At 70.2% G+C, this 12,025-nt stretch carries 9 protein-coding genes; 7 read left to right on the top strand and 2 right to left on the bottom strand.

Annotated elements, in window-relative coordinates; all coding sequences use genetic code 11:
• The first annotated feature begins 147 nt into the window (after positions 1 to 147).
• Together ACFYOY_RS41310 and ACFYOY_RS41305 are read left to right on the top strand one after the other, a co-directional pair.
• Positions 148 to 966 (top strand): ABC transporter ATP-binding protein, encoded by an 819-nt coding sequence (locus tag ACFYOY_RS41310; RefSeq protein WP_388592884.1) that lies wholly within the window; start codon positions 148 to 150, stop codon positions 964 to 966.
• Positions 967 to 982: 16 nt separating this feature from the next.
• Positions 983 to 2,758: an FtsX-like permease family protein gene (locus ACFYOY_RS41305; RefSeq protein ID WP_388592881.1), complete on the top strand. Its 1,776-nt coding sequence runs from the start codon at positions 983 to 985 to the stop codon at positions 2,756 to 2,758.
• Between the two features lie 760 nt (positions 2,759 to 3,518).
• Here the strand turns inward: ACFYOY_RS41305 and ACFYOY_RS41300 are convergent.
• On the bottom strand, positions 3,519 to 4,547 hold the full coding sequence (locus ACFYOY_RS41300) for a LacI family DNA-binding transcriptional regulator (RefSeq protein ID WP_351903875.1): 1,029 nt from the start codon (positions 4,545 to 4,547) through the stop codon (positions 3,519 to 3,521).
• On the opposite strand from ACFYOY_RS41300, the gene ACFYOY_RS41295 reads away from it, so the two are divergent.
• The 5 genes from ACFYOY_RS41295 (at position 4,510) to ACFYOY_RS41275 (ending at position 10,731) form a co-directional block, all read left to right on the top strand.
• Positions 4,510 to 4,752, top strand: coding sequence for a hypothetical protein (locus ACFYOY_RS41295; protein ID WP_351903980.1), 243 nt, complete (start codon positions 4,510 to 4,512; stop codon positions 4,750 to 4,752). The two genes, ACFYOY_RS41300 and ACFYOY_RS41295, sit on opposite strands and share 38 nt — an antisense overlap.
• A 374-nt stretch (positions 4,753 to 5,126) precedes the next feature.
• Positions 5,127 to 6,437, top strand: coding sequence for an extracellular solute-binding protein (locus ACFYOY_RS41290; RefSeq protein ID WP_351903960.1), 1,311 nt, complete (start codon positions 5,127 to 5,129; stop codon positions 6,435 to 6,437).
• The gene (locus tag ACFYOY_RS41285; RefSeq protein WP_388592878.1) at positions 6,434 to 7,336 is read left to right on the top strand and encodes a carbohydrate ABC transporter permease; all 903 of its coding nucleotides are present in this window, start codon (positions 6,434 to 6,436) and stop codon (positions 7,334 to 7,336) included. The genes ACFYOY_RS41290 and ACFYOY_RS41285 overlap by 4 nt, the downstream gene beginning before the upstream one ends.
• Before the next feature lies 1 nt (position 7,337).
• Positions 7,338 to 8,234, top strand: a complete 897-nt coding sequence (locus tag ACFYOY_RS41280; protein ID WP_388592874.1) for a carbohydrate ABC transporter permease — start codon at positions 7,338 to 7,340, stop codon at positions 8,232 to 8,234.
• 115 nt (positions 8,235 to 8,349) lie between these two features.
• Positions 8,350 to 10,731, top strand: a complete 2,382-nt coding sequence (locus ACFYOY_RS41275; protein ID WP_351903884.1) for a glycoside hydrolase family 3 N-terminal domain-containing protein — start codon at positions 8,350 to 8,352, stop codon at positions 10,729 to 10,731.
• Positions 10,732 to 10,808: 77 nt separating this feature from the next.
• On the opposite strand, the gene ACFYOY_RS41270 is transcribed toward ACFYOY_RS41275, so the two are convergent.
• Positions 10,809 to 11,996, bottom strand: coding sequence for a fumarylacetoacetate hydrolase family protein (locus ACFYOY_RS41270; RefSeq protein ID WP_351903887.1), 1,188 nt, complete (start codon positions 11,994 to 11,996; stop codon positions 10,809 to 10,811).
• Positions 11,997 to 12,025: the final 29 nt, after the last annotated feature.

Genomic DNA, 12,025 nt, shown 5'->3' with positions numbered 1-12,025 from the left:
GCGGCGGTTTGAGCCCCTCCCGGCGGGGGGGGGGGGGCTTTTTCGGGTGGCCAGGGGGGGCGTGGCGCGGCCCTTTGGGGGGTGGTGGCAGGGGGGGGGGGGCCCGGGGCCCCCCCCCACACCGCGGGGGAAAGGCAAGGGAAACGGATGACGAGAGACGGTCAGCGGGGCAGGGCCCGGTCGCGGCGGAGGGGTACGGACGACGGTCCGGGCGCGGGATGGGCCGGCCGCCACCCCGGAGAGGCGGCCGGGCCGGTGCTGCGCACGGTCGGCCTGGCCCGGGTGTACGGGGAGGACGAGGGCGCGGTGTGGGCCGTCGGCGGGGTCGACCTCGATGTTCCCACCGGGCAGACGCTCGCCGTGACCGGGCCCAGCGGCTGTGGCAAGTCCACACTGCTCCAGCTTCTCGGCGGTCTTGACCGGCCTACCGAGGGCGAGGTATGGCTCGGTGGGCGGCGTGTCGACGACCTCGGCGAGCGGGCGCTGGCCCGGCTGCGGCGCCGCGCCGTCGGGTTCGTCTTCCAGGCGTACCACCTGATGGACGAGCTGACCGCGGCGGAGAACGTCGAGCTGCCCGCGCTGCTCGCCGGCGCCTCACCGCGCACCGCCCGCCGCCGTGCCGCCGAAATCCTCGATCAGGTCGGACTCGCCGACCGGGCCCGGCATCTGCCCTCGGAGCTGTCCGGCGGGCAGCGGCAGCGGGTCGCCATTGCCCGTGCCCTGGTCAACAAGCCGCTGGTGGTCCTCGCCGACGAGCCCACCGGAAACCTCGACAGCGCCGCGACTCACGACATCCTCCGGCTCTTCGACGAGCTGCGCACCGCCGGCCAGACCCTGGTCATGGTCACCCACGACGAACGCGTCGCCGCCACCGCCGACCGCATCGTCTCCCTGCGCGACGGCACGCTGGCCGACGACACCCCCCTGAACACCGACAGCGGCAGCACACGGCTCGCTCGCTCTTGAGCTGGGGGGACTGACCGTGGGACATCTGCTGCTGATGTGGCGCCTGGTCCTGCGCGATATGCGCCGCCGACCCGGCGAGGCCGTCATATTCCTGCTCGCCGTCACCATCGCCGGCGCCAGCCTGACCCTCGGACTGGCGACCAACGACGCGGTGGTCAGCGGGTACGAGAAGACCCGCGCGGCCACCGCGGGGCCCGACATCATCGCCACCACGACGGCCACGAACCCGTCCCGCGTGGCCGAACGCCTCGCGGACGCGCCCGGTGTGGCCGCGCAAGCCGACCCGGTCTTCGCGTTCGACACCTACATCAAGGCGCACGGCCGAACCGCGCACTCCTCGGTCGAGGGGCGCGAGACCGCACCGTCCGCCGTGGACCGACCGCTGGTGACCTCCGGCACCTGGGTGCGTCCCGGCGGCGCGGTGGTCGAGCGCGGGTTCGCGCAAGCACTCGGCGTGCGCGTCGGCGACCGCGTCACCATCAGCGGACGCGGCTATCCGGTCGTCGGGACCGCGATCAGCGCGGCCACCGGGGTGTATCCGGGGAGTGACGCCGCGCAGGGGGCCGGGCCGTCCGACTACGGCGGCAGGATCTGGCTCACCTCAGCCGACACCCGCGCGGCGGCGGGGGAGGAGCCCAGTGTCCATGTCATCCATCTGAAGCTGGCCGATCCCACGGCGACGAAACGATGGCAGGACACCGTGTTCGGCCGCGACCGCGAGGTCGACTCCTCGGTCAACGTCCACTACTGGCAGGACGTCCTCCGGACGGACCTGTCCATGATCCGGGCCATCCAGCCTGCCCTGGTGGTCGGCGGCTGGCTGCTCGCCGTCGCCGCGCTGGTCACCCTCGCCGCGCTCGCCACGACCCGCGCCGCCCGCGACAACCGGCGTGCCGCACTGCTCAAGGCCGTCGGCGCCGGACCCGCCACCGTCACCTCCGTCCTGCTGGCGCAGTACCTGCTGCTGACCCTCCTGGCCTCCGCGCTCGGGCTGACCGCCGGAACGCTGGCCGCACCCCACCTGGTCGATCCCAGCGCCGGGCTGCTCAACACCGTCAGCCCTCCGGACTCCGGCACCGTCACCGCCGCGATCTTCCTCGCCGTCGTGGTCGCTCTGACCGGTGCGCTCGGCCCCGCGCTGCGCGCCACCCGCACCAGTACCGTCCACTCCCTGGCCGATCCGGCGCACTTGCTCACGCGCCACCGGCGCCTGAACGCCATGACGGCGCATCTGCCCACCTCGCTCCTGCTCGGCATCCGGCTGCTCGCCCGCCGGCCCGGCCGCGCCGTCCTGGCCTCGGCCGGTACGGCCACCACCACCCTCATGGTGACCGCCCTGCTCACCTGGCACACCGAACTCGGCGGGAGGCCCGACTTCAAGCGGTTCGGCCCCGTCGAAGTGCGGGTCGACCTGACCGGCGAGGTGCTGCTCGCCGTCACGCTCACGCTGGTGGCGCTGTCCACGCTCAACACCGTGCTTCTCGGCTGGAGCACCGCCGTGCAGGCCCGGCGCGCCCTGTCCATCGCCCGTACCCTCGGCGCCACACCCGGCCAGGTCGTCGCGGCGCTGTGCGTGGCGCAACTCCTGCCCGCCGTGCCCGGAGTGGCGGCGGGTATTCCGACCGGGCTCGGCCTGTACTGGCTGTTCGGCAGCACGGTCACACCCTCGACGACGTGGTTGCTCACCGCCGCCCTCGTCATCCTGCTGGCAGTCGGGGTGTTGACCGCCCTGCCCGCGTGGATCCACACCCGCAGGCCGACCGGGCGCGTTCTCAATGCCGAACCCGCCTGACGGGGCCGTTCGCTGGGGCCGCTGACCAGTCCTCGTCTTCATCGTCCTCGGCGGCGTCCGGGTCACCGAAGAGGCGTAGGCATTGGCCGGGGTGCCGCCGGCCCAGCGGTGGGTGGTCCAGGCTCGGCGGATGCGGCTACGGACGGTGATGATCCTGAGGTTGGCCGACAGAGGCCAGTTGGCCCAGGTCGGCGAGGCACCTGACGGCCGCGTCCAACAGAGGTGGGCTCGGCGGGCAGCAGCCGCAGATCCGGTGCGGGGATCCGGCCCTGGGCATGCAACACCCTATTGAGCACTGTGGGGTTGGGTTCGGTGAACGCGGCCGTCGACAGTTCCGTCAGGGCGTGCCCCGGCTCCCCGGCCCGTAATAAGGTTTCCGTCGCGCCAGGCGGTGGCTGGTCCCACGAACCGTTCCGGGACCAGCTGCGCCGACGCCAGGATGCCGCCTGCCGTCCGATCGGTGGAGAACCCGTGGCGGTTCACCTCCAGGCAGGCTACGAGCCTGTGCGTGGATCTGCGCCGAGGTGACCGAGCGAGGATCATCGCGCCGACTTCGTCGGCGGACTTGTCGATGCGGGTGGTCCACGAGCACGTCCTCGCGGCATTCGTACCGCCCGCGGATCCACCGAGAGGGTGGCGAGGTCCTTGACCTGGCGTGGGTCGAGGCCCGCGGACAGCAGATCGACCCGCTCGCGGCGGCCCGCGTGGCAGACGTCTGTGACCGGTTCGCCAATCCGGCCCGAAGACCTCTCACCTGCGATTATCTACGCGCCGAAGTCTCTTCGCGGGGCGGCGCCGTCGAGGCGCGTACCACGAGTTCGGTGGCGAGTTCGATGTGATGGGACTCGGCCTTCTCGCCTCTGGCCAGTCGGAGGGCGGTGCGCAGGGCGGCACCACCCATCTCCCGTAGTGGCTGGCGCACGGTGGTCAGTGGCGGTGAGGCCATCTGGGCGAGGCTTGTGTCGTCGAAGCCGACCACGCTCAGGTCTTCGGGGACGCGCAGGCCTCGGGCGCGGGCGGTCTCGATGACACCGAGGGCGATCTCGTCGTTGCCTGCGAAGATCGCCGTCGGTGGCTCTTGCAGGCCCAGGAGCGCCGTGGCGCCGAGCAACCCGGTCTCGTACGTGAATTCTCCGGGCCGGACGCAGGCGTCGGGTACCTGCGCTCCTTCCGCCTCCATGGCGGCACGGTAGCCGTGCATGCGTGCCTGGTTGCATACGGCCATGGTCGGTCCGCCGAGATAGGCGATGCGGCGGTGGCCCAGGGAGAGCAGGTGCTGGGTCGCGGCCAGGCCGCCGGCGAAGTTGGTCGCCCCGACGCTGTTGACCCGGCTGTCCGGCAGGTGCAGTGGGTCCAGCACGACCAGCGGCAGCCCGGCCCGGGCCAGTTCGTTCAGGTGCGCTGTGGTGTACACGCTGGTGACCGCGATGACGGCGCGGCGCCCGGCTGAGACCAGGTCCCGGGCCCAGTGTGGGGCGCGGGACGCCTGACCGATCACCACCGAGGCCCCCAATTCGGCGGCGGAGTCGATGATCCCTTCCAGGGCCTCGGCCACGTACGACTTGAGGCCGCCCTTGAACTGCACCTCGATGGTCGGGCTTTCGATGGCCTCGGTGTGGCGGAACACGGGCGCGAGGTAATGGTGCTGATGCAGCAGTTCCTGCACCCGGGCGCGGGTCCGCGGCGCCACGTCACCGCGACCGTTGACCACTTTGGACACGGTCGCGACGGAGACCCCGGCCGCTTGGGCGATGTCCGCCAAAGTGGTCCGCCTGGTGTTCGGCCGCATCGGTTCCTCCCAGCTGTACGTCCACCGGTGTGGTGAGCCGCCGGTCGAGTCGGCAACGCGGGTGGAACCGGGCAACTGTACGGCAACCGGCACCGAGTCCGTCCGGGGAGGTGCCGACGAGCCCCCCGACCTCGGCACGTCCGACGATCTGCGGGAGCTCGCGTCCGGTGAACGGTGTCCGATCGGCATGCACGCCGACCCGTAGGCGTGTGCTTGCGCCCGGCTCCAGCCGTACCTGGGCGAAGCGGGCCAACTGCCGGACTGCCCGGGGCGACCGCCCGGACGGCGTGGGATCTGCGCCCGCGACGTGCCGGTGAGCCGGGTCATCGCGTCGTCCCCCGCCCCCAACTCGGCATGTTTCGAAACATTTTCGGTCCCTCCAGGGGTTCCTCGAGAGCCGTTCTCGCCCGATACTACGCAGCCGACTGCTGGCCGACAACGTGCCTGCACATGCCTTGACAGGGCGTCAGTCCGAAACTTAATTTGCACGAACGGAGCTCAAAGAAGGTTATTTCGAAAAGTTTTCACTATGGCTCACGAGAAGCCGGTGGCTCTCAAGTGCGGAGAAAAGACATGGCGATCCCCCTCTCTCGACGTACTCTCCTCGGCCTGGCCGCCGGCGTGCCCGTCTCCGCGGCGCTCGCGGCCTGCGGCTCGTCCGGTCCCAGCAAGAGCGGTGGTGGAGCCACGTACTGGTACATAAGCGGCCAGCCGAATGAGGGTGTCAGGGGCGGCGCGGTGGACGCGTTCAACAAGGCCCACCCCAAGGAGCAGATCACAGACACCACCTTCCAGAACGACGCGTACAAGACGAAGATCAAGACCGCCATCGGGGCGGGGAAGGCGCCCACCATCATCTGGGGCTGGGGAGGCGGGACGCTGCGCACCTACGCGAAGGCGGGCCAGGTCGAGGACCTCACCTCGTGGTTCGACGAGCACCCCGAGGTCAAGAAGCGGCTGTTCCCGTCCTCGTTCGCCGCGGCGACCGTCGACGGCAAGATCTACGCGATGCCGTGCGATGTCGTGCAGCCGATCATCCTCTACTACAACAGGAAGGTCTTCGACCAGGTCGGCGTGGAGCCACCGAAGTCCTGGGACGACATCATGGCGCTGGTGCCCAAGTTCAACGCGAAGGGCATAGCGCCCTTCTCCCTGGGTGGCCAGTCCCGGTGGACGAACATGATGTGGCTTGAGTTCCTGTTCGACCGCATCGGCGGTCCGGAGGTGTTCCAGGCCATCATCGAGGGCGAGAAGAACGCCTGGTCCCATCCGGACGCCATCACCGCGCTGACCAAGGTGCAGGATCTGGTCAAAGCCCACGGGTTCATCAAGGGCTTCTCCTCGATCACCGCGGACTCCAACGCCGACCAGGCGCTGCTGTACACCGGCAGGGCCGCGATGATGCTCCACGGCTCCTGGTCGTACGGCATCCAGCAGACCGAGGGCGGGGACTTCGTCTCCAGCGGAGCGCTGGGCTACATGAACTTCCCGCCCGTTGAAGGCGGTAAGGGCGATCCGAGCAACACCGTCGGCAACCCCGCCCAGTACCTGTCCATCTCCTCGAAGGCCAGCGCCGAGCAGAAGAAGATCGCCAAGGATTTCTTCGCCACGGGCGTCCTCCAGGAGGACGAGATGAAGAAGTGGATCGGCAACGGGGCGGTTCCGATCCGACTGGGCACGGAGAAGCTGCTGGCCGCCTCCAAGAGCGCCGATTTCCTGCAGTTCACCTACGACATCGCCAGCAAGGCCAAGGTGTTCGGCCAGTCCTGGGACCAAGCGCTCAGCCCGGCGGCCGCCGAGGCCCTGCTGGACAACATCGTCAAATTGTTCCAGCTCTCCATCTCGCCGCAGAGGTTCGCCCGCAACCTCAACGAGGTCACCGGCAAATGAGCTCACTCACCGGCCATCCGCCGCGTCGCGAACCGCGCAGCATCCTGCCGTGGCTGGCCACGCCGGCGCTGGTGGTCTTCGTCGGCTTCGCCGTGATACCGCTCGTCGGTGTCTTCGTGCTGAGCTTCACCACGTGGGACGGGATCGGCGCCATCCACCCGTCGGGGCTGACCAGCTGGCGCACGGTGCTCACCGACCCCGGGCTGCCGCACGCCCTGTGGGTGACGTTCCTGGTGATGGCCGTCTCCTGGGCCGTTCAGACGCCGCTGAGCATTCTGCTCGGCACGTTCCTGGCCGGCCGCCAGCGCTACCGTGCGGTGCTGGGCGTGGTGTACTTCATCCCGCTGATGCTCAGCTCCGCGGCGATCGCGATCGCGTACAAGGCCCTGCTGGACCCCAACTTCGGGCTCGGCGCAGGGCTGAAGATCCAGGCACTCAGCCAGGACTGGCTGGGGCGGCCCGGGCTCGCGTTCGGGGTCATCATCTTCGTCGTCTCCTGGCAGTTCATCCCGTTCCACTCACTGATCTACCAGGGCGGTGTCCAGCAGATTCCGAAGTCCCTGTACGAGGCGGCCCAGTTGGACGGGGCCGGACGGATCCGGCAGTTCTTCAGCATCACGCTGCCTCAGCTGAAATACACCATCATCACCTCGTCCACGCTGATGGTGGTCGGGTCGCTGACCTTCTTCGACCTCATCTTCGTCCTGACCGAGGGCGGCCCCGGAGACGCCACCCGGGTCCTCGCACTGGACATGTACAAGCGGGGATTCCAGGCCAGCCTGATGGGACCGGCCAGCGCCATCGCGGTCATCCTCGTTCTGGTGGGTCTGACCCTCGCCCTGCTGCTGCGCCGGCTCGGGGGCCGGGACGCCGGTGCGAGCCAACTCGAGGGGGCCTGACGTGTCCACCACGCTGATCGAGCCGCGACGACCGCGGAAGGCCACCCACGGCGAGCGGCGACGCCCCTCCCGTCCGGCGGCCCGCCGGCGCAACTGGGCCGGTGGCCTGGCCGGATGGCTCTGGCTCGCCGTCGTCGCCGTCCCCCTGTACTGGACCCTGATCACCAGCCTCAAGCCCAAGAGCCGTTACTACGCGAGCAACCCGCTGGTGCCCTCGGGCGACCCCACGCTGGAGAACTACCGGCTGGTCATCGAGTCCGACTTCCTGCGCTACTTCGTGAACAGCGTCGTGGTCACCGCGGGCGCCGTGGTGCCGGCGGTGGTGGTCTCCTTCATGGCCGCCTACGCGATCGTCCGCGGCTGGCGCATGCGGGCCCTGCGCGCGATGAACGGGTTGTTCCTCATGGGGCTGGCCATCCCACTGCAGGCGACGGTGATCCCGGTCTACCTGATCATCATCAAACTGCAGCTGTACGACAGTCTGCTGGCGCTGATCCTTCCGTCGATCGCCTTCGCCATCCCGCTGTCGGTGCTGGTGCTCGCCAACTTCATCCGCGACGTGCCCAACGAACTGTTCGACTCGATGCGGGTCGACGGCGCCACCGAATGGACGACACTGTGGCGGCTGGCGGCACCGCTCACCCGACCGGCCATCCTCACCGTGACCATCTTCAACGCACTGACCATCTGGAACGGATTCCTGCTGCCGTTGGTCCTCACTCAGAGCCCTGACCGCCGGACCCTGCCCCTTGCACTGTGGACCTTCCAGGGCCAGTACGGGGTCAACGTCCCCGCCGTTCTCGCCGCCGTCGTCCTCACCACGCTGCCCATACTGATCCTGTACGCGTTCGGCCGCCGCCAGCTGCTGAGCGGTCTGACCGCCGGATTCAGCCGTTGACCGACGCCGACACCGACGCCGTGGCCGGTGGTCGGCCTGTGGTTCGGGCGGCATGCCCTGCATACCTGTTCGCCTGTCCCGCCCTGACCCAGGGTCCGGCGGGCGTGGGAGGAAAGTGAACGCCAACGTGGCCGTAGAGAACACCCCCGAAGCCTCCCTCTGGAACGACCCCACCCTTCCCGTCACCACGAGAGTCGACGCCCTGATCGACGCGATGACCCTTCAGGAGAAGACCGCCCAGCTGTACGGAGTGTGGGTGGGTGCCTCCGATCAGGGCGGTGAAGTGGCCCCCCATCAGCACGACATGGAGGAAGCCGTCGATCTTGACGCACTCCTGCCCACCGGACTGGGCCAGCTGACCCGGCCCTTCGGCACGGTCCCCGTCGACCCCGCACTGGGTGCGCTCTCCCTGGCCCGCACCCAGACCCGTATCGCCGCCACCAACCGGTTCAACATCCCCGCTCTCGCACATGACGAGTGTCTGGCCGGCTTCGCCGCCTGGGGGGCGACGGCCTATCCCGTTCCGCTGTCCTGGGGCGCCACCTTCGACCCGGACACGGTGCGGCGCATGGCCGCCGCCATCGGCCGCGACATGCGTGCCGTCGGTGTCCACCAGGGACTCGCGCCCGTCCTGGACGTCGTGCGCGACGCCCGGTGGGGCCGAGTCGAGGAGACCATCGGCGAGGACCCTTACCTCGTCGGCACCATCGGCACGGCATATGTGCAGGGCCTGGAGTCCGCCGGGATCGTCGCCACCCTCAAGCACTTCGTCGGCTACTCGGCCTCCCGCGCCGGTCGCAATCTCGCCCCCTCCGCCGTGGGCCCGCGTGAACGCGCCGACGTCCTGCTGCCTCCCTTCGAGATGGCGATCCGTGAAGGCGGCGCCCGGTCGGTGATGAACGCCTACACCGACACCGACGGCATGCCTTCCGCGGCCGACGAAAATCTGCTCACCGGGCTGCTGCGCGACACATGGGGCTTCGACGGTACTGTCGTCGCCGACTACTTCGCCATCGCCTTCCTGAAGACCCTGCATGGCATCGCGGCCGACTGGGCCGGCGCCGCCGGCGCGGCGCTGCACGCGGGTATCGACGTCGAACTGCCCAACGTCAAGACGTACGGCGCGCCCCTGGCCGAGGCCGTCGCCGACGGCCGCATACCGGAGGCGTTGGTCGATCGCGCCCTGCGCCGGGTACTCACCCAGAAGGTGATGCTCGGCCTGCTCGACCCGGACTGGGACCCCGTACCGGCCGCGCTCGACGGGGCAGACCTGGACGACCCGGCCGCCCTGCGCGGCCGGATCGACTTGGACGGTCCCAAGAACCGCGCGCTGGCCCGCACGGTCGCCGAGGAAGCGGTCGTGCTGCTGAGCAACGACGGCATCCTGCCGCTCGCGAGGCCGCGCCGCATCGCTCTGCTCGGTCCCAACGCCGACGAGCCCACCGCCGTACTGGGCTGCTACTCCTTCCCCCAGCACATCGGCGTCCGCCACCCCGGGACCCCACTCGGTATCGAGCTGCCCACGCTGCGCGACACTCTCGCCGCCGAATTCCCCGACGCCGAGATCACGGTCGCCCGCGGCACCGGAATCGACGACGGAGATCTCTCCGGCATCCGCGAGGCCGCCCAGGTGGCACGTGAGGCCGACGTCGCCCTGGTGGTGCTCGGCGACCGCGCCGGGCTTTTCGGGAGGGGCACCAGCGGCGAGGGGTGCGACGCCGAGGCGCTGGTGCTGCCCGGTGCGCAGCAGCAACTGCTCGACACGCTGCTCGACCAGGAGACCCCCGTGGTCACCGTGCTGCTCGCGGGACGGCCGTATGCCCTCGGCCGCGCCGTGGAGGAGTCCGCCGCGATCGTGCAGTCCTTCTTCCCGGGTGAGGAGGGCACGCACGCGATCGCCGGGGTGCTCAGCGGCCGTACCAATCCCTCCGGACGTCTCCCGGTCAGCGTGCCGCGCGGGCCGGGCTCCCAGCCGGCCACGTACCTCGGGGCGCGGCTCGCGCACGCCAGCGAGGTGTCCAACATCGACCCGACCCCCGCCTTCGCCTTCGGCCACGGCCTGTCCTATACGCGGTTCGACTGGGCAGACCTGAGCGTGGACGTCCAGGAGGCTCCGACGGACGGCGAGTTCACCCTCACCTTCACCCTCCGCAACGCAGGCGCACGGTCCGGAACCGAGGTCGTCCAGCTCTATCTGCATGACCCGGTCGCCTCCGTCGTCCAGCCGGTGCAGCGCCTCGTCGGCTACACCCGCGTCGAGCTGAAGCCGGGCGAGACCCGCCGCGTCCGGGTCACGGTCCCGGCCGACCTCGCTTCCTTCACCGGACGTGACGGTCGGCGCGTCGTCGAACCGGGCGAGCTGGAGGTGCGGTTGGCCGCCTCCAGCGCGGATCCGCGCCTGACGGCCAGGGTCACGTTGACCGGAGCCGAGCGCCACGTGGACCACACGCGGCGCTTGCACGCCACGTTCGGGCAGGGGGCGGTTGCCCGGCCATGAGCCGGGCTTGCGCGGCGCGCGTCGCGGCAGCGGCAGCGCCGCGCACACGGGACCGCGGGGCCAGGCATGTGGTCATCTCACAGCACGCCGCGCCGGGCGAGGTTGCGCATCAGCGCTCGTACGCCGATCGTCCACGGCGTGGCCTGCTCGCTGGGGATCACGGTGTTGACCAGAGAGCCGAGCCGCGGGCTGGAGATCCGCACGATGTCGCCGTACTCGTGGGTGAACCCCGCGCCGGGTGCCTGTCGGTCCTCGGTGGGGGCGAACAGCGTTCCGGTGAACAGCACGAAGCCGTCCGGGTATTGATGGTGCGGACCGTACGTGGCGGCCACCAGGTCCAGTACGTCGCGGCTGATCTCGCGCATGGAACTGTTGCCGTGCAGCACGTAGCCGTCCGTGCCGTCGATCCGCAGGTCGATGTCGAGCCCGCGTACGGTGTCCAGGTCGAAGCCGTCGTCGAGCAGGCGGATGAACGGGCCGATCGCGCAGGAGGCGTTGTTGTCCTTCGCACGGGACAGCAGCAGGGCGCTGCGTCCCTCGACGTCGCGGAGGTTGACGTCGTTGCCGAGCGTCGCGCCCCGTACCCGGCCGCGTGAGTCCACGACGAGGACGACCTCGGGCTCAGGGTTGTTCCACACCGAGGCGCCGAGCACTCCTATGTCGGCGCCGGTGCCGACCGCGGACAGTACCGGGGCCTTGGTGAACACCTCCGGGTCCGGCCCGATCCCGACCTCCAGGTACTGCGACCACAGTCCTTCGGAGACAAGCAGCTCCTTGGCCTTGTCCGCTTCCGGCGATCCGGGACGGATGCCGTCGAGCGCGCCGCCCACCACCTGCCCGACGCGGGTCCGCACCCGCGCGGCCTGCGCCGGATCGCCGCCCGTGCGCTCCTCGATGACGCGTTCCAGCAGACTCCGCGCGAAGGTGACACCCGCGGCCTTGATCACCTGCAGGTCGATGGGGGCGAGCAGATGCGGAACGTCACGGCGGCCGGTCGGTGCCTCCAGCAGTTCGTCCAGGCGCCAGGTGCGTCCGCCGTCGGCCTCGCGGACGACGCTCGCCGCGTCGTCGCGTTCCATCAGGTCGGAGACCGTGGGTACGACGGCCGTCAGGTCGACGACCTGATCGCCGCGGACCGCGGCCACACACGGTCCGTCCGATTCCGGGTGGTGGACCCGCGCGACGAGGGCGGCTCGGCCGGTGTCCTCCGGCAGGACGGAGCCGGCTGTGAGGACCGGACGGGGGCGCGCTGCTGCCGATTCCACGATCGATGCTCTCCTGGATGCGAGGGGTG

The organism is Streptomyces sp. NPDC007875 (assembly GCF_042868035.1).
Classification (GTDB): domain Bacteria; phylum Actinomycetota; class Actinomycetes; order Streptomycetales; family Streptomycetaceae; genus Streptomyces; species Streptomyces antimycoticus.
The sequence above is the reverse complement of the archived record's forward strand: the minus strand, read 5'-3'. Positions and strand labels throughout refer to the sequence as shown.